This is a genomic window from Pseudomonas sp., assembly GCF_049645325.1.
Classification (GTDB): Bacteria; Pseudomonadota; Gammaproteobacteria; order Pseudomonadales; family Pseudomonadaceae; genus Aquipseudomonas.
Window position 1 is genome coordinate 1 of the sequence record NZ_JBARTQ010000644.1, and the last position, 18794, is coordinate 18794.

Genomic DNA, 18794 nt, shown 5'->3' on the forward strand with positions numbered 1-18794 from the left:
GAGGCGCTCAAAAACGGCCACTTGAGCGGCGCCGGGCTGGACGTGTGGGCCTGCGAACCGCCTGCGCAAAACGCGCCGCTGATGAGCCTGCCGAACGTGGTCGCGACCTTCCACACGGCGGGCGTCACCCACGGCGGCCGACGGAATGTGGCGCGCTCGTCGGCGGCGCAGATCGCGGCGATCCTGCGCGGTGAGCGGCCACCGCACCTGTTGAACCCCGAGGCCTGGGAGAGGATCAGCGCACGTATACACGCGCGCTGAGCAGCATATTTTTAAAGTATCAAAACCCCGTTATTTAGATATTTTTCATAGGTGGACAGCACTGGTAGGCTCGTAAAAAAACAAGAGAAGTGCCCGGTCATGTTCATACGCCTGTCCACCTCCACGAAACCCTTCACCCGCGTTTTGGCCTCCCTCGCCTTGATCGGTACGTTGACCAGTTGCGCCAAGGTCGACGTCCACAGCGAAAGCGTCGACAAGCCTGAGGCCGATGCCCGCCAGGTCCTGCGCCTGGGCCATGACGGCAGCGCCTATCCGTTTCTGGTCTACGCCAACGCCGACCTCTACAACCCGCCCCAGACCATCGAACGTGCCGTGGTGATTGTGCACGGCGTGCAACGCGACGCTGACCAGTACTTCAACACTGGCCGCAAGCTGCTGGGCAACGCCCACCTGCAAAGCGCGAGGACGCTGTTGATCGCGCCGAACTTCCTCACGCCGACGGATTCCGGGGTCAGCGACGACATGCCGCTGTGGCCGCGGGACCGGTGGATGCACGGCAGCGAATCGCAATTTGGGCGCAAGGGCATTCCGGCGTTCCAGGTGCTCGACGATGTGGTCGGCTACTTGTCTGATCGCCAGCGTTACCCGGCGCTCAAGGAAATCGTGATGGTCAGCCATTCCGCCGGCGCGCAGTTGATGCAGCGCTACGCGGTGATGAATGACCTGGATGCCGGCCTCAAGGCCCATGGCCTGACGATTCGCTACGTGGTCGCCAGCCCGTCGAGCTACGTGTACTTCGACGAGAACCGCCTGCAGGGCGGTGCGTTCAAGCCGGTGGTGACCATCCTGTGCCCCAGCTACAGCCGCTATCGCTACGGGCTCGACGCCGCCCCCGCGTACCTGCTGAACCAGCACCTGTCGAACCGCCAAGTGTTTGCGCGCTATGCCGCGCGCGACATCACCTACCTGGTCGGCGGCCAGGACAACAACCCCACCAGCCGTGTACTGGACACCTCCTGCGGCGCCAATTACCAGGGCAACACGCGCCTTGAGCGGCAGCTCAACTTCGTCAGCTATGAGCAGTTCCTGTCGACCCAGTGGCAAGTCCCGCTGCGCCACCCGCAGCACACCATTCCAGGCATCGGCCATAACGCGGCGCGGTTGCTCGGTGACAAAGCCGTCGCACGCATGCTCTTTCCCTAAGTATTTGCACTCGCTATCGCCCAACGCTGCGTCTCGATAAAAACAATAAGAGAACTGTATGAGCCCAACTCTCCCCACCACCCGGGCGCCGCGCGCCTGGGGGCCTGGCGCATTGTCGCTGCTGGCCGTTGCCCTGATCGCCGCCCACGCTCAAGCCGACACGTTGCCGTCCTCCGGCACGCTGTTCGACAACAGCCGCTCGGTACTGCGCCCCACCGATAACGCGCAACCGGCGCCGCCCGGCAGCGTGCGTATCGACAGCCCACGTGATGAGCCCGCGCCCACGGCCAGCCCCTCGACCTTGCAAGTGCAGGTGAAGCGTTTTGTGCTGAAGGGCAATCGCGAACTCAGCGATGCCCAGTTGCAAGCCGCGTTGCAACCCGCTGTGGGAAAAACGCTGGACCTCGATGGCCTGCGTGACGCGGCGGCCCAGGTCACGGCGCTGTACCGTGCACGGGGTTACCTGGTGGCGCGGGCGTATCTGCCGGCCCAGGACATTCAAAACAGCCAGGTCATCGTCGCTGTTTCCGAAGGGGTGATCGGCCAGGTCAGCGCGTTGCCGGATGCGAATGTGCGCCTGCGCCCCGGGGTGCAGCAGCAGTTCGTCAACGCGCTGCCCGCCGGCACGATTATCCGTGAGCAAGACCTGGAGCGCGTGCTGTTGCGCCTGTCGGACATCACCGGTGTGGCGGTGCACGCGATCCTGCGCCCGTCGCAGCAACCCGGCGCCGCCGACATCGTGCTCAAGCTCAGCGAAATGACGGCGATCACCGCCCGCGCGACCATCGACAACTACGGCAACTACTACACCGGCGCCAACCGGCTGACCTCAAGCGTCAGCCTCAACGATGCGCTGGGCATTGGCGACAGCTTTACCGTCACCTCGCAGAACTCCTTCGAGGGCCTGGACATCAAGGGCGTCGGTTACCAGCAAGCGCTGGGGGCGACCGGCATCTCGGTGGGCGCCAACTACGCCGAGCTGGAATACAACATCGGCAAGAACCTCAAGGGCCTGGACGCCGACGGCACCGCGCAGGTGTCCTCGGTGTTTATCAACAGCGCGCTGCTGCGCTCGCGGGACAGCAATATCAGCCTCAACCTGGCCGAAGATCACCGGCGTTTCGAAGATTCCGCCGGTGGTTTTACCGTGAACAAATCGGCGGTATTTCGCAGTGCCACGTTGTATGGCAACTGGCGGGATGACTGGCAAGGCAGCAACGCCTGGAGCCTGTCTTATGGCCTCGGCGACCTCGACAAGAACACCGCCGCCGACGCCGCACTGGATGCGCTCACGGCCAACGCCGCCGGGCGCTACAAGAAAGCCAATGCGAGTTTCAGCCGCCTGCAGAACCTGGGCGGCGGTTACTCGCTGTTCGGTTCGTTGACCGGGCAATGGGCCAACAAAAACCTCGACTCCTCGGAAAAGCTCAGCCTCGGCGGCCCCAACGGCGTGCGTGCCTACCCGGTCGGTGAAGTGGCCGGCGACGAAGGTTTACTGGGCCGCCTGGAGTTGCGCAAATACCTCGGCCGCTTCCAGGGCGCCATCGCCGAAGGCACGCTGTTTGCCGATGCGGGCAAGGTCAAGGTCAACAAGAACCCGTGGGACAACAGCGAAAACACCCTCACGCGCTACGGCTACGGCGTGGGCCTGAACCTCTACCACCGCGACCTGGTGATGAATGCCAGCCTGGCGTTCTCGCCGGGCGCCGACCCCTCCAGCGACGACCGCGTCGCCAAGCGGCTGTGGTTCTCGATTTCCGGTTCGCCCCAGGCGTTTGCCGGGCTGGCCAGCGACCTCGGCTCAAAAGGTGAAGACTTCGAAGTGGCCGAAACCGACACGGTCATCTACGGCGACTTCGGCATCGTGCCTGAATACGTCGACCGTCACGGCTCCACGCCTGCCGCGCCCGCCGATCAGAACCGCCTGGCCACGCCTAACGGGCGCAACATGTCGAGCTTCTGGCGCGCCCGCGATAACGTCTCGGCCATCGGCGTGCACGGTGGCTACGGCCTGAGCGAAGACTGGAAATTGCTCTGGCAATTGGAATACGGCATCTCGATGAACTACACCGCGAGCGACGACAAGTCGGTGAACCCCTCGGCATCGCCCAGCACCAAGTTGCGCAACACCGGTGCAGCCTTCAACAACACCGATTACGGCACGCTGCTGTATGGCGTGTGGGACATGCCGATGAAAGAAGCCACCACCAGCCTCGACCCGTTCAATGGCAAGACCAGCGCGGCGTACTTCAACATCATTGGCTCGCCGGGTTTCAGCGCCGGGTTGTCGACCAACGTCAACGGCCCGCAAAGCTACGACGACACCGCTGTGAATGGCGATGCGGCGTTCAACCGCCGCCAGGCCGGCGTGGTGGAATACTGGACGCCGGTGTGGAACGGCTTGCAGCTCAAGCTGGCGTATTCGAACAACGGCATGAGCGTCGCCAGCGATGTGGACAAGGGGTACGTCTACGGCAGCAGCCTGAGCTACAACAATGGCGGCTTCACGGCCGTGATCGCGGCCGAGCGGCACATCAACTACTTCGGGATTGCCGACCTCGGCCGCAACGCGCGTGGCCTGGGCAGCAGCACCCACGTCACTGACGGTACTTCCTCGGATGACTTCAGCTTCCGCTACGGCCTGGCCTACGACTTCGGCGACACCAAGCTGTCGGTGATCGCCGATGACCTGTCGTACTCCGAAGACGGGGTGGTCAACACCAGCACCACCTCCAGCGACCTGTCCCGCTACCGCCGGCGTGCCTACCTGGTGGGCGCGTCGCACAAAATCGGCCCCTGGACCTTGAAAGCCAGCTACGGCAAGGCCTTGCCGGGCAAGTGCGAAATGATCGGCGCCGCCGCACCCGACTGCGACACCCACGGCATGGGCGCCACCCAATACGCCGTCGGCGCCAACTACAAACTGACCCAGCGCATCGACTTGTTCGGCCAGTACGTGTTGCTGAAAAACAACTCACTGGCCAACTACAACTTCGCCCTCACCGGCGTCACGGCGGCCAGCGGCTACTCGCCCGGCGTGGGCACCACCATCAGCGCCGTCGGCACTGGCATCAACTATTCGTTCTGAGGAGAAGGCTGTGAGCACACCACAATTCCAAACCGCGCTGCCTGTTCTCAAACCCTTGAGTTTCGCCGTGCTCTGCGCGCTGTACAGCTTGACGCCAATGCCTGCGCTGGCCCTGGACAGCAGCGCTTTACCCACCAATGGCCAAGTAGTCGCCGGCAGCGGCAGCATCGCCAGCAATGGCAACGTGATGACGGTGAATCAGGGCAGCGACCGCCTTATTACCACGTGGGACACTTTCAATATTGGCAGCGGCGCCCAGGTGAATTTCCTGCAACCCGGCGCCTCATCGGTGGCGCTGAACCGGGTCACCGGCAGTGACGGTTCGCAGATCCTCGGGCACCTGAACGCCAACGGCCAGGTGTTTTTGGTCAACCCACAGGGCGTGCTGTTTGGCGCCGGCTCGATGGTGGATGTGGGCGGGCTGGTCGCCAGTTCGCTGAACATTTCCAACAGCGATTTCATGGCTGGCAAGAACGTGTTCGCCGGGCCCAGCGGCGGGGCGGTGGTCAACCAGGGCACGCTCAGCGCGCGTGACGGCGGCAGCGTGGCGCTGCTCGGCGCGCAGGTGCGCAATGAAGGCACCGTGGTCGCGCGCCTCGGCTCGGTGGTGCTGGGTGGTGGCGAGAAAATCACCCTGGATTTCACCGGTGACGGCCTGATCAATGTCGAGGTCAACGACCCGGCCATCGGCGCGAGCGTGATCAACCGTGGCTTGCTCAGCGCCAAGGGCGGTGCAGTGACGATGAGCGCCCGTGACTCCCAGGCCATGCTCAGCAATGTGGTGAACAACGAGGGCGTGATCGAGGCCCGCAGCCTGCAACAGCGCAATGGCCGCATCATCCTTGATGGCGGCGACAGCGGCGTGGTGGTCAACAGCGGCGTGCTCGATGTGTCGGGTAAAAATGCCGGCGAGCGCGGCGGTAATGTGACCCTGACCGGGCAATACGTCGGCGTGTTTGACAGCGGCCGCATAGACGCCGATGGCGACCTCGGCGGCGGTACGGTATTGCTCGGCGGTGATTACCAAGGCAGCAGCGCCCTGCACCAGGCCGACAGCACCTTCATGGGCAGCGATGCGCGCATCAGCGCGAATGCCTTGAGCAGCGGCGACGGCGGCAAGGTGATCCTGTGGTCCAAGAACAACACGCAGTTTTACGGCGGTATCAGCGTGCGCGGCGCCGGCAAGCAAGGGCGCGGCGGGCTGGTGGAAACCTCCGGGCATGCGCTGGATGTGGCCGGGATCGTCGACCTCAGCGCGGTGTCGGGGCAGGGCGGGACGTGGTTGGTCGACCCGTTCAATATCAACATCACCAGCGGCGCCAGCAGTGGCACGTCGAGCAGTTCGCCGTTCACACCGACTGCGGGCGCCAGCTCCAACCTGAGTTCGGCGACACTCAATGCTTCACTCTCCGAGGGTGCAAAAATACTCGTCACGACCTCGTCGGGCGCAGGCACCTCGGGCGATATCAACGTGTTGTCCAACGTCAAAGGTGTCGGCAATGCGACCCTGACCCTGCAGGCGCACCGCAACATCGTGATGACCAATACCAGCATCATCAACGGCACCGGCAAGACGCTCAACGTGTCGCTGGTCTCGAACTTCAATAACAGCGGCAACGGCTCGATCGCCCTGAGCAACGCGAGTATCAGCACTAACGGCGGCAACCTGACCCTCAGCGGCGCGGTCAACCCGGCGACGTCCTGGGCCAGCACCAACGTCAGCAACGGCGTGGGCATTTCGTTGAGCAACGGCACGCGGCTGACCACCAGTGGCGGCGACATCACCCTGCGCGGCGCCACCTCGTCGAGCCTGGCGGCGAACTCCACAGCCACTGCGATCACCATCAGCGGCAGCACGCTTGATGCGGGCGGCGGCACGATCAGCATCAGCGCCTTGCAGGCCAGCACCAGCGGCACCGGCGATGCCTTTGTACTCACCGGCGGCAGTACGCTCCAAACCTCCGGCGCGGGCTCGATCACGGTGGACAGCAGCAACCTGGGCAGCGGCAACGGCACGCGCATTTTCAGCACCAGCAACACCCTTGCGGCCACCGGCAGCGGCAACCTCACCGTGCGTGGCAACGCGGCGTCGGGTGCGGCGGTGCTGGTGTGTTCCACAGCGGCCAGTTCTACCCAGACGCTCAGCGTGGGCAGCGGCACGTTGACCGTGCAGGGCAGCGGCGGTGGGCGCGGGGTGTTCCTCGCGGCGTCGGGCAATGGCGCGGTCAACCTGAACGCGGCCCAGGGCGGCGATATTGTGCTCGACGGCAGTAGCACCAGCAGCTACGGCACGCTGCTCAACTCCACGGGGGCAACGTCGGCGATCAACCTCACCACCGACGGCAACATCAGCGTGTCCGGGGCCACCTCGGGCGGTACCACGCCGGCAATGGCATTGATCGCCTCCGGCAACGGCACAGCGGCGGCACCGGGCGCGCAGATCAACCTCACCAGTACACGCGGCAATGTGCACTTGAACGCCAACAGCAGCGTGGTGAGTACGTCCACCGGCTCGTTCAAGGCGATTTCCCTGGACGCCGGCGGCGCGTTTTCGGCCATCAACGTATCGACCCAAAGCGGCAACCTGACCCTGGACGGCACCAGCACCTCCGGGCGCGGCGTGGATATCGCGCCATCAGGGGCGGGCGCGGCGATCAACCTGGCGACCGACAGCGGCGATATTGCGATCAATGGCAACAGCATCAACGCCTTTGGCGGCTATGGGATTTTCTTTAACTCCACGGGCAATTCCAAAGGCGTGAGTGTCAGCACCAACACGGGTGATATCACCCTGCGCGGTGACTCGGTGGGCACCTCGGACGCCATCGCCCTCGGCGGCAGCACTGGCAACGGTACGTCGAGTAATCGCATCACTTCCAAGGGCGGTGACATCAGCCTCAACGGCAATTTCCACTCGCCCAATGCCGGTGAACTGGACCACGGCATCGCGATTCTTAGCGTCAACAACATCATACAAACCACCGGCAACGGCAATGTGACCCTCACCGGCAACGCCCGCGACCTCGGTAGCGGCATCGAGGTCTATGGCGGCGGCAAGGCGCAGTTGAGCGTTGAAAACGGCGCGCTGACCCTCAACGGCACCAGCGGCGCGGGCGATGGCATTGGCCTGCTGACCGGGCAAAATACGCTCAGCGCCACGGGCAGTGGCTCGATTTCGCTCAATGGGCGTTCCGACACGGCATCGGGGATCAATATTTTTCCGTCCGGCAGCAGCAGTGCGCTGACGATCTCCACGCTCAGCGGTGACGTGTCGCTCAATGGCACGGCCGGGCCGGCGTCCAATGCGGCGGGCATCAGCATTCAAAGCGGCGCTTCGGGCGCGAACAACGGCGTAAAAATCCTCTCTGGCAGCGGCGATATCAACGTGCAGGGCACAGCACTTGGCAGCGGCGCCGGCGTGGCGATTGGCGCCACCAGCGCGCGGGGTTTCAACACGCTGGCGAGCGGCGCCGACTTGACCGTCGTTGCCCGCAGTACCCGCAGCGCCGCGCTGAGCTTCAACAACGGCACCAACACCTTGCAGGTGGGCGACGGCATTCTGCGCCTGGACCTGGACACGCCGTCGGGCAACTACCTCAGTCAGAGCAACGGCACCCCGTCGATCAGTGCCACGGGCAACGGCGCGGTGCTGATCGATCGGGGCGGCGTCATCCATAACGGTTTGCTCGACGTCAGCAGCGAGCCGACGCGCCAGTACCATCAGAGCCAGATGGTCGCTGATACCTGGCGCAAACCGCTGACCGGCGACTATCACCTCACACCGTTGGGCAGCGCGGCAGACCAGGTCAGTGTCGAAGTCGCTCAAGGAGCCGGGCAATGACCGATCAGGTGTTCTCCCTCGAAGCCTTCGAATACCTGTGCTACTCCCGCGACCATGAAGGTGGCGCCCGCGAGCTGCTGCGCCTGCTGCAATTGATCGACCGCAACTACGGCAAGTTGTCCGAGCAGTTTTCCCTCAGCGTGTCCCCGGCCGTCACGCCGGGAGAGCTGGAAAGCCATGTGCTGACGCGCCTGACCAGCGCGATCAGCGCGCTGTTTTCCGACCCGGGTTTCACCCTCAGCCCTGGCGGTTTTGGCCAATTGATCAACCTGCAACGCTGGCTTTCGTCGCTGTTTGCCGCGAGTGCGTTTATCAACTGCGACCATATCCTGCGCTCGCTGAACCTGCTCGGGCCGAACGGCAATGACTACCGCATCGCCGAACAGGACCTGGTGAAATTCTGCCTGCTGTATTCGCCGGAATCCCAGCTGCCGCTGGATGTGGAACTGCTGTGGGCGCAGAACCCGACCCTGGCGGCGGCGCTGTTCATGGCCTTGATGTCGCCACGGTTCCTCGGCACGCCCGCAGCGCATTCCAAGCGCGAAGCATTACTGGCCTGGTTGCCGGGGCGCCTCGAACAACTGGACAGCCTGGATACGCTGCCGCTGAACGTGCTGCATGACGTGTACATGCATTGCAGCTACGCCGACCTGGCGCAGCGCCATCGCATCAAGGCGTCGATCAACACGCTGATCGAACGCAAGCTCGACAGCGTCGGCATTCATAGCGTGCCGGTCGGGCCGCCGCCGGTTCGGGATAAACCGCTGATGCTGGTGCTGCTGGAATGGTTTTCCGGTGGGCACTCGATCTACCGCACGCACTCGCTGACGCTGCAGGCGGCGCGGCGGGATTTCCACGTGGTGGCGATGGGGTACGCGGCCAATGTGGATGCCCTGGGGCGTGAAGTGTTCGACGAATTTATCGAACTGGCCGAGCCGGATGACCTGTTTGCGTGCTTGAGGCAGATCGGCGCGTTTGCCACGGCGCACCGCCCTGAGGTGTTCTACATGCCCAGCGTCGGCATGTTCCAGGTCACGATGTTTGCCAGCAACCTGCGCTTTGCGCCCTTGCAGGTGGCAGCGCTGGGGCACCCGGCGACGACGGCGTCACGGCATATCGACTGCATCAGTGTGGAAGCGGACTTTGTCGGCGACCCCGACTGCTTCACCGAGCGCCTGCTGCAATTGCCGGCCAATGGTCAGCCGTATCGGCCGTCGGCCATTGCGGTTGAGCTGCCGCGCATCGTGCGGGAAGACAACGACTGGGTGAATATCGCCGTCGCCGCCACCACCATGAAGCTCAACCCGACCTTCCTGCGCGCCTGCCAGGCGATTGCCGTGCGTACGTTGCACACCTCAGGCAAGCGCGTGCGCTTCCACTTCCTGGTCGGGCAGGCGCAAGGGTTGTTATTTCCGCAACTGGTGCGGTTGATCGAACGTTATGTCGGTGATGCCACGGTGTACCCGCATCAGGCCTACGCGGACTACATGGCCACGCTGAATGGCTGCGACCTGTTCCTCAGCCCGTTTCCGTTCGGCAACACCAACGGCATCATCGACGCCCTTACCGTGGGCCTGCCCGGCGTGTGCAAGACCGGCCCGCAGGTGTTCGAGCACATCGATGAAGGGCTGTTCCGGCGCGTGGGGTTGCCGGGCTGGAGCATTGCGCGCACTCACGAGGCGTACGTGGACGCGGCGGTGCGGATGGCCGGGGATTATGCCGGGCGCAGCGCGCTGTACCGGCACCTGCAAACCAGTCACCCGTTGGAGGTGTTGTTCAGCGGTGAGCCTCACTCCCTGAGCGAGGCGCTGCTGGCGTCGTTGAGCAGCAGCGCCAGGGCCAGCGCGACGAAGTCGTCATAGGGCTCCAGCGAGCGCTCGATCTTGCCGCGCAGCACCGTGCCTTGCAGGGCATTGATCAAGAAACGCGCGGTGGGTTCCGGGTCCAGCCCTGGGCGGAACTCGCCGGATGCCACGCCTTCGCGCACCAGTTGCGCAAACGGCACGGCCCACTCCAGCAGGAGGCGGGCAATGGTCTCGCGCACCTCGTCATGCCGCGTGGCCATTTCCGCCGCCAGGTTGCCGATCAGGCAGCCGTACCGGAACGCGTCGGTGCGTGCCGGGGTGGAAATGCCGATCAGCCCGTCGAGTTTTTCCACCGAGGTCAGCGCCGGGTTGGTCATGATTGCCTGCGCATGCGCGCTCCAATCCTTGAAATAACCGTTGAGCGCTTCGCTGGCGAAGGCTTCCTTGGAGCCGAAATGCCCGAAGAACGAGCCCTTCTGCATGCCCGCGTGTTCGACGATGGCGTCCACCGACGAACCGGCGTAGCCCTGGCGATGCAACACCTCGATGCCGGCTGCCAGCAGCTCATCCTTGCGTGATGGACGTCCCATGTCGTGCCTCCGGTTATGCAATTAGTTGAAATAAGTCTAGGTCGGGTGCTTGACGCGAGTCAAACCGACTGGTCAGTATATAAACTCATTCCGACCTGACGAGCATCAACACATGACCAACACAGTAGTGGTGTATTTCCGGCTATGGCCACACCCGCCGCGTGGCGCACACCGTGGCGGAAGGGGCGCAGGCCGAGTTGGTGGAGGTGAGTGAAAACGGTGACGTGTCCGAAGCAGGCTGGGCGCTGCTGAACGCGGCCGACGGCATCATCTTCGGCACGCCGACCTACATGGGCTCCAGCGCCTGGCAGTTCAAGAAGTTCTCCGACGCCACCGCCAAGTACTGGTTTACCCGCGGCTGGCAAGACAAGGTCTTCGGCGGCTTCACCGTCAGCGCCAGCTTCAGCGGTGACAAACAAGTCACCCTCATCGGCCTGCAAACCCTGGCTTCGCAACACGGCGGCATCTGGGTCAGCCTCGGCCTGTTGCCGGCCAACACCCTCGCGGCGACGCGCAACGACATCAACAACCTCGGCGGCTCGGTAGGGTTGATCGTGCAGGCGCCGTCAGACGCCGACGCCTCGGCGATTCCCGAAGGTGATATCCAGACCGCACTGCTTTACGGCCAGCGCGTGGCCACGATTGCCGCTCGACTCAAGCTCAGCGCCTGATCGAGGTTCAGGGCTGCTGCCCGGGAAACAGATGCTCCCTGAGGTAGTCGATAAACACCCGTAGCTTCAGCGCCGGGTGTTTACCCGAAGGCCACATGATGCGGTAGTCCTCCCCTCGCGAGCAGTCGTCGAGAATTTGTACCAGATCGTTGGCGTCCAGCGCGTTTCGGATCGCGAAGTCCGGCAGGTAGGCAATGCCGATGCCCTGCACGGCAAAGCAGATGCGCGCTTCCAGGTTGTTGCAGACCATCGAGGTGGGCAAGTCGATGTCTGCGTGCTCGCCGCGCAACGGCCAGGCTTGCAGTTTTCCGGTGTTCGGAAAGCGGAACTGTATGCACGCATGGCGCAGTAGATCGACCGGTTGTTGCGGCACGCCATGGCGCTGGAAGTAGGCCGGCGACCCCACCACCATCATTGTGTAGCGCCCCAGCAGCCGCGAGGTCAGGCTGGAGTCCGGCACGTCACCGGCACGAATCACCGCGTCGTAGCCTTCTTCAATCACGTCGACTCGACGGTCATCAAACGTCAGGTCCAGGTCCACGCTCGGGTAGGCGATCTTGAAGCGCGCCAACACCGGCAAAAACGGCTCGCTGACCAATGGCAAGCTGATTTTCAGGCGGCCTTGGGGTGTGCTGCTGGTCTGCGAAAACTCCATTTCGGCCGCTTCGATCTCACCAAGAATACGCAGGCTGCGCTGCAGAAAACGCTCGCCTTCATCGGTCAGCGTAATACTGCGGGTGCTGCGGTTGAACAGCCGCACGCCGAAGCGCTGTTCCAGGCGCGCAATACTTTTACCGATGGCCGAGGACGACACACCCATCAAGCGACCGGTGGCCACGAAGCTGCGCGTCTCGGCCACGGACACGAAGATGGTCAATGCATTCAAACTGTCCAAGGTCACGCTCGCAGGCGGGCAGGGGGAAGGCACTACCTTACGCCATTGCGGACCAGAACGTCCGCAGATAAAGGAGTGGTCACCCACTTATTCCCGGCGGATTCGGCTTCTATCATCGGCGCTACTGTCCCCCCACTGAGATCGCCGCCATGTCTGATTCAATGCACCGTTGGGAAATTTCCGCGTTTGGCCTGGAAAACCTCCAGCTCGCCACCCGCGCGCTGCCAACCCCAGGTTACGGGGAGGTGCTGCTCAAGGTCGACGCCGTTTCCCTCAACTACCGCGATACCCAAGTGGTTGAAAACGGCATGACCGCCGCACTGGCGTTCCCTTTCACCCCGGCGTCCGATATGGCCGGCACGGTGGTTGCGGTCGGAGAAGGCACGACGCGCTTTGCCGTCGGTGACCGGGTGATCTCCACCTACATTACCAACTGGATCGACGGCAATCCGCAGACCTGGGCGCAGATGCCGACGCAAGGCGGGCCGATCCAGGGCATGCTCGCCGAGTACGTCGCCACGCCGGCGGACTGGTGCGTCCGGGCGCCGAAGCACCTCACGGCGGTCGAGGCCAGCACCTTGCCGATTGCCGCCCTCACGGCCTGGATGGCGCTGATCGAACTGGGGCATTTGCACGCCGGGCAAACCGTGGTGGTGCAGGGCACCGGTGGGGTTTCGCTGTTTGCCGTGCAACTCGCGGCGGCCAGTGGGGCGAACGTGATCGTCACCAGCAGCAGCGACGAGAAGATCGCCCGGGCCATCGCGCTCGGTGCCAGCCATGGCATCAACCGCACCACCACGCCGTATTGGCACACCGCGGTGTTGGCCCTGACTGATGGCCGGGGCGCCGACCACGTCCTGGAAATGGCCGGTGGCGATAACCTCGGGCGCTCGCTGCAGGCGGTCGTGCCGGGCGGTCGCGTGTCGATTATCGGCCTGCTGGAGTCCGATGAACTGCGCACGCCGATCATGCCGTTGCTCGGCAGTCGCGCGTCGATTGTCGCGGTGGCGGTCGGCCCGCGCCGTGCGCTGGAAGACCTGGTGCGCATGATCGACCACCACGGCATCAAACCGGTGATCGATGCGACCTACGCCTTTGATCAGGTGCCTGAAGCGTTCGCGCACCTGAACCGTGGCGCCTTCGGCAAAGTGGTGGTGGACCTGACCCAATGAGCGCGCCGATCAAACCCATGAGCGTGATGCCGTTCATCATTCTCGGCCTGTTCGGGCTCTACACCCTGGAGCTGGGTGTGGTCGGCATCTTGCCGATGATCGTCGAGCGCTTTGCGGTCAGTGTGGCGCAGGCCGGCTTGTTGATGAGCCTGTTTGCCCTGGTCGTCGCGCTGTGCGGGCCGTTTCTGGTGCTGGTGTTTTCGCGTTTTGATCGCAAGCACGTGCTGGTCGGCGCCTTGCTGTGCTTCTCGCTGTGCAGCGTGTTGTCAGCGTATGCGCCCACGTACTCGACGTTGATGGCCTTGCGGGTGGTGCCGGCGATGCTGCACCCGGTGTTTTTCTCGGCGGCGTTTGCCGCAGCGGTGTCGTTGTACCCCAGGGAGCGCGCCACGCATGCAACCACCGTGGCGTTTATCGGCACCACCTTGGGCCTGGTATTTGGTGTGCCGATCACGGCGTGGGTAGCGGGGCGGTTTTCCTATGAGGCCTCGATCCTGTTTTGCGCCGTGGCGACCTTGCTCGCCGGCCTTGGTTTGCTGCTGAGGCTGCCACGCCAGGTGACCTTGCCGCAGAGTTTTGCCAGCCAACTGTCGATCCTGAAAAGCCCGGCGGTGTGGTTGGCGATTGTCGCCACGGTGCTGATCTTCACCAGCAAGTTTGCGGTGTACAGCTACGCGGCCGAGTACCTGCGCAGCGAGACCGGCATGAGCGCCGCAACCATCAGCCTGATGCTGGTGATCTTTGGGGTTGGCGGTGTGTTGGGCAATTTGCTGGCGGGGCGGGCGTTGGGCAGTCACCTGGTCAGCACCGTGGTGCTGTTTCCGGTGCTGCTGAGTGTCGCCTACCTGGTGTTGTACAACGTGGGCAGCGTGTCGGTGGGTTCGATGGCGGTGATCGTGGTGCTGTGGGGCGCGATCCACACCAGCGGCATGGTCATCTCGCAGATGTGGCTGGCCGAGACGGCGCCGCAGGCACAGTCGTTTGCGACCAGCTTGTACGTGTCGGCGGCCAACGCGGGGATTGCCCTGGGGTCGTGGATCGGCGGGGTGTTTATCGACCACTTCGGCTTGCCCGGCACCCTCGTCTGCGGGCTGCTGTTTGCCGGGTTGTCGTTGCTGGTCATCGTGGTCAAGGCCGTGTTGTACGGGCCGCGCCGGTCAACCGGCATGGCCTTGGCGTAAGGCCGCGATGAACACCTGCAGCGCCGACGACATTTGCCGGTTGCTCGGGTAGTACAGGTAAAAGCTGGGGAAGGGGGTGGACCACGCTTCCAGCAGCGGCACCAGGGTGCCGCTGTCCAGCTCGGCCTTGAGCCATTCGCGAATCCACACGGTAATGCCCAGGCCGTCCACCGCCGATTGCAGCGCCACTGCGCAATCACTCACCACCAGCGAGCCCTTGACGCTCAGCTCAAACGGCGTGCCGTCGTTGAAAAAACGCCACTTGTACAGCCCGCTTTCGCCCGACCGCCGCCAGTTCACACAACTGTGTTGCAAAAGGTCGGCCGGGGTTTGCGGCGTGCTGCGTTGCTGCAGGTAGGCGGGTGAGGCAATCGCGATTTGCGTCAGCGGCTCACTGAGCTTGAGGGCGATCATGTCCTGTTCGATGAACTCACCGAGGCGAATCGCCGCGTCGTAGCCCTGGGCGACGATGTCGGTGGTGCTGTCGTCGTTGGTCAGCTCCAGCTGAATGTCCGGGTACGCCGCTTGAAACGCCGGCAGGATCGGCTGAATGAAATGCAGCATCGCCACCTGGGGCGCGCAGATACGCAGGGTGCCGGTGGGCGTGTCGCGGTAGTGGTTGAGCGCTTCCAGGGCGTCGTCCAGGTCATCGAAAATCACCCGCAGGCGTTCGGCCAACTGGGTGCCTGCCTCGGTGGTGGACACACTGCGCGTGGTGCGATTGAGCAAGCGCACCCCCAGGCGTTCTTCCAGGCCCTTGATGGTCTGGCTCAACGCCGAGGGCGAAACCCCGAGTGACTGCGCCGCCCGCGAGAAATTGCGCGCCTGGGCCACGCTGAAAAATGCCTTGAGGTGGGGGAAATCCTGACTGCGCATTGTGTATGCGCTCCTTCATAATGTTTGAAGATGTTTCGATATTCTAAATAAACCCCGCGGGTTGGACAATTCAGGCATGCGGCAATGTTGCCCTGGCCCGAGGAGTTCACCCCATGTCGTTCCCCACCCGTTTTGACCTGTTGAACACGGCCTTGGCGCCACTGCCCGATGATCAGCGCTTGCTGCTGATCCGCGGTGGCAGCGTGCTGACCATGGACGATGCGCTGGGCAATTTCGCCGAAGGCGACGTGCTGGTGCGCGGTACTCACATCATAGCTGTCGGCCAGCACCTCGACGCCGAGGGCGCCCAGATCATCGACGCCAAGGGCATGATCGTGATGCCCGGCATGGTCGACACTCACCGGCATGCGTGGGAAGGCCAGCTGCGCCGGATCAACCCGGACTCGCCCAGCCTGGAAGACTACTGCAACGCCACGCACTTCTCGTTCGCCAAGTATTACCGGCCCCAGGACATGTACGTCGGCAACATGCTGACGGCGCTCGGCTGCATCAACGCCGGCATCACCACCATCATCGACAACTCCCACAACGCCCGGAGCGGCGCGCACTCTGACGCGGCCATTGAGGCCTTGCAGGACGCGGGCATCCGCGCCGTGCACGCGCCGGGTGCGCCACTTTCCGGCACCTGGGAAACCGACCAATGGCCCCAGGACCTGCGGCGCCTGAAAGGCAAATACGCCACCGACCCCGACGCCCTGGTGAGCCTGGCAATGATGGCGCAGATCGACCGCGAACAATGGGCGGTCGCGCGTGAGTTGGGCCTGAGCATCGTTACCGAGTTCTTTGGGGCGGGCATGGCGGTTGAGCTGGACGCGTTGCATGAAGAAGGCTTGCTCGGCCCGGACAATATCTTCAACCACTGCCCCTGCCTGCCCGATCGCGGCTGGTCGGTACTGCGCGACGCCGGGGTGAAGGTCAATGTGTGCCCGCGCTCCGACGCCCACTACGGGCTGGAAGACGGCGTATTCGCCTGGCAGAAAGCCGTAGACCACGGCATGCACCCGGGCTTGAGCGTGGATAACGAAAGCAGCTACGGCGGCGATATGTTTGGCGAAATGCGCGTGGCGTTTTACCTGCAACGCGCAGCAGCCCATAGCGCACGTTTCCACGGCCAGGCGTCGGCGCCCGCGCTGGTCAACGCCCGGCAACTGCTCAAGGCCGCCACCCTGGATGGCGCCGCGTGTGCCGGCCTGGACGCGAAAATCGGCAGCCTTACACCGGGCAAGCAAGCCGACATCGTGCTGATTCGCACCGACAACCTCGGTGTCTACCCCTCGAATAATGCCTTGGGCACCGTGGTGCACGCGGCCGAACGCGGCGACATCGACACGGTGATTATTGCCGGTCGCCTGCGCAAACGCGGCGGCGTGGTGCTGGGTGTGGACCGCGAGCAACTCGAGCGTGCGACCGAAGAGTCCCGCGAGCACCTGTTCAGCGCCGCCGGCTATCGCCCGGACCCGTTCGCCGAACATTTCAGCCCACTGCCTGCGCTGTGAGAGGTGACGGTCATGGCCCTTATGTCTTTTGCGCTGGCCTTCCTGGCCGGCATTGCGATAGCGGTGCAAGCGGCGGTCAATAGCCAGTTGGCGGGGGCCATGACCGGCAACACCCTCGCGGCGGCGTTCTACTCGTTCTTCACCGGCATGCTGCTGTTGGGCGTGATGGCGTTCTTGCGGGGCGGCTTGAGTGATGCCCTCAGCGTGATCCCCAGCCAACCGGGCTGGCGCCTGGTGGGCGGGGTGTTGGGGGCAGCGGCGATTTTTTGCACCGTGTGGCTGGCGCCGCGCATTGGCTTGGCCAACCTGTTGGTGTTGGTGATCGCCGGGCAATTGCTGTCGTCGCTGGCCATCGACCACTTCGGCTGGCTCGGTGCGGTGGTGCGGCCCGTGGCCTCGATCAAAATGATCGGCGCGTCGGTGGTGGTGCTCGGGGTGGGCGTGACCCTGTTTGGTGAGCGCCTGGTCAGCCTGTTGCCGCGTGGGGTGTGAGCCGATGAACAAGCTTCGGTTCGGCGCGCTGGTGTTCGCAGGGTTCAGCACCGTGGCCCACGCGGATTTTTTCAGCGATTCCCACGCCACGGTTGACACGCGCAATGTGTACTTCAATCGGGATTTTCGCGATGGCCCGCAGCAATCCCGGCGCGATGAGTGGGCACAAGGGTTGATGCTCAAGTTCGAGTCGGGCTATACGCCGGGTGTTGTCGGCTTTGGCGTTGACCTGCTCGGCATGTTCGGTGCGCGCCTCGATTCGAGCCCCGACCGCGCCGGCAGTGGCCTGCTGCCGGTGCGCGGCGATGGGCGCGCCGCTGCGCAGTACGGCAAGCTCGGTGTGACAGCGAAGGTCAGCGTGGCAACCACTGAGTTGAAGGTCGGCGCGCTGATTCCGGCGTTGCCGACCTTGCGCCCGAATGACGGGATGATCCTGCCGCAGTCTTTCCAGGGCGCACTGCTGACGTCCCACGCCGTGGCCGAAACGCTGGTCAGCGTTGGGCAATTGCAACAAGCCAAGGCGCGTAACGACACGGGCTACGAGGACATCACCCTCAACAACAAGAACAACCGGTTTACCCGCAATGCCCCCGGCAATCACCTGAGCCTGGCCGGGTTTGACCGCAGGCTGAATGAGCAGCTGACGTTCAGCTATCACTACGCGCAGTTGAGTGATGTCTACAGCCAGCAGTTTGCCGGCTTGGTCGCGTCCCAGCCTTGGGGCGCGGGAAAGCTGAGCGCCGACCTGCGGTTTTTTTCCAGCACCGACCAGGGCGCAGCGCGAGGCGGGCCGATTGATAACCAGGCGTTCAGCGGCATGCTCGGGTATGCCCGGGGCGCACAGGCGTTCAGCGTCGGCTACCAACGCATGGCCGGGCGCACTGCGTTCCCCTACGTGGAGGGGAGTGACGCGTACTTGATCAACTTCTCGCAGATCGGCGATTTCGCCGAGGCCGGCGAGCGATCCTGGCAGGCGCGCTACGACGTGAATTTCGAGGCTTTGGGCATGCCGGGGCTGACGGTCATGAGCCGCTACGTGCGCGGCGATGACGCCCGGGTCAGCGCAATGCCCGGCCCCGGCCAGGAGTGGGAGCGAGACACCGAGGTGAAGTACGTCATCCAGCGCGGCAGCTTCAAGAACCTGGCCCTGCGCGTTCGTGATGCGACGTACCGTTCTTCTTTCAGTCGCGATGCAGACGAGGTTCGTGTGTTGATTACTTACACACGGCTGTTGTGGTGAG

Annotated in this window: 14 protein-coding genes; 11 read left to right on the forward strand and 3 right to left on the reverse strand. The window is 63.9% G+C overall.

Annotation, left to right across the window (positions count from 1 at the left end):
* The 5 genes from WBB95_RS27565 to WBB95_RS27585 all read left to right on the forward strand — a co-directional run.
* Positions 1 to 261 (forward strand): NAD(P)-dependent oxidoreductase (locus WBB95_RS27565; RefSeq protein WP_424490443.1); only part of this gene is annotated, 261 nt, incomplete at its 5' end.
* 99 nt (positions 262 to 360) lie between these two features.
* Positions 361 to 1425 carry a hypothetical protein gene (locus tag WBB95_RS27570; RefSeq protein WP_424490444.1) on the forward strand — a complete coding sequence of 355 codons (1065 nt, stop codon included), beginning with the start codon at positions 361 to 363 and terminating at the stop codon, positions 1423 to 1425.
* Between the two features lie 58 nt (positions 1426 to 1483).
* Positions 1484 to 4513, forward strand: coding sequence for a porin (locus tag WBB95_RS27575; protein ID WP_424490445.1), 3030 nt, complete (start codon positions 1484 to 1486; stop codon positions 4511 to 4513).
* 10 nt (positions 4514 to 4523) lie between these two features.
* Entirely contained in the window at positions 4524 to 8354 is a 3831-nt protein-coding gene (locus WBB95_RS27580; protein WP_424490446.1) for a beta strand repeat-containing protein, read from the forward strand.
* Complete coding sequence (locus WBB95_RS27585; protein ID WP_424490447.1) at positions 8351 to 10216, forward strand: peptide transporter; 1866 nt, start codon at positions 8351 to 8353, stop codon at positions 10214 to 10216. Before WBB95_RS27580 ends, WBB95_RS27585 begins: the two co-directional genes overlap by 4 nt.
* Here WBB95_RS27585 and WBB95_RS27590 read toward each other — a convergent pair.
* Positions 10144 to 10749, reverse strand: a complete 606-nt coding sequence (locus WBB95_RS27590; RefSeq protein ID WP_424490448.1) for a TetR/AcrR family transcriptional regulator — start codon at positions 10747 to 10749, stop codon at positions 10144 to 10146. The two genes, WBB95_RS27585 and WBB95_RS27590, sit on opposite strands and share 73 nt — an antisense overlap.
* Positions 10750 to 10922: 173 nt before the next feature.
* On the opposite strand from WBB95_RS27590, the gene WBB95_RS27595 reads away from it, so the two are divergent.
* Entirely contained in the window at positions 10923 to 11420 is a 498-nt protein-coding gene (locus WBB95_RS27595; protein WP_424490449.1) for a flavodoxin family protein, read from the forward strand.
* A gap of 7 nt (positions 11421 to 11427) precedes the next feature.
* Here the strand turns inward: WBB95_RS27595 and WBB95_RS27600 are convergent, their stop codons facing one another.
* Positions 11428 to 12315 carry a LysR family transcriptional regulator gene (locus WBB95_RS27600; protein WP_424490450.1) on the reverse strand — a complete coding sequence of 296 codons (888 nt, stop codon included), beginning with the start codon at positions 12313 to 12315 and terminating at the stop codon, positions 11428 to 11430.
* A 149-nt stretch (positions 12316 to 12464) separates the two neighbouring features.
* On the opposite strand from WBB95_RS27600, the gene WBB95_RS27605 reads away from it, so the two are divergent.
* Together WBB95_RS27605 and WBB95_RS27610 are read left to right on the forward strand one after the other, a co-directional pair.
* A complete protein-coding gene (locus tag WBB95_RS27605; protein ID WP_424490451.1) occupies positions 12465 to 13487 on the forward strand; it encodes a zinc-dependent alcohol dehydrogenase family protein in 1023 nt (340 codons plus the stop codon).
* The gene (locus tag WBB95_RS27610) at positions 13484 to 14668 is read left to right on the forward strand and encodes an MFS transporter (RefSeq protein ID WP_424490452.1); all 1185 of its coding nucleotides are present in this window, start codon (positions 13484 to 13486) and stop codon (positions 14666 to 14668) included. Before WBB95_RS27605 ends, WBB95_RS27610 begins: the two co-directional genes overlap by 4 nt.
* On the opposite strand, the gene WBB95_RS27615 is transcribed toward WBB95_RS27610, so the two are convergent.
* Complete coding sequence (locus tag WBB95_RS27615) at positions 14645 to 15544, reverse strand: LysR family transcriptional regulator (RefSeq protein ID WP_424490453.1); 900 nt, start codon at positions 15542 to 15544, stop codon at positions 14645 to 14647. The genes WBB95_RS27610 and WBB95_RS27615 overlap by 24 nt on opposite strands.
* 113 nt (positions 15545 to 15657) lie before the next feature.
* On the opposite strand from WBB95_RS27615, the gene WBB95_RS27620 reads away from it, so the two are divergent.
* Genes WBB95_RS27620 through WBB95_RS27630 form a run of 3 tightly spaced genes read left to right on the forward strand, consistent with a single transcriptional unit; the run spans position 15658 to position 18793 of the window.
* Positions 15658 to 17061: an amidohydrolase family protein gene (locus tag WBB95_RS27620; protein WP_424490454.1), complete on the forward strand. Its 1404-nt coding sequence runs from the start codon at positions 15658 to 15660 to the stop codon at positions 17059 to 17061.
* A gap of 12 nt (positions 17062 to 17073) precedes the next feature.
* Positions 17074 to 17553: a DMT family transporter gene (locus WBB95_RS27625; RefSeq protein ID WP_424490455.1), complete on the forward strand. Its 480-nt coding sequence runs from the start codon at positions 17074 to 17076 to the stop codon at positions 17551 to 17553.
* A gap of 4 nt (positions 17554 to 17557) precedes the next feature.
* The gene (locus tag WBB95_RS27630; protein WP_424490456.1) at positions 17558 to 18793 is read left to right on the forward strand and encodes an OprD family porin; all 1236 of its coding nucleotides are present in this window, start codon (positions 17558 to 17560) and stop codon (positions 18791 to 18793) included.
* The last annotated feature ends 1 nt before the right edge of the window (position 18794 follow it).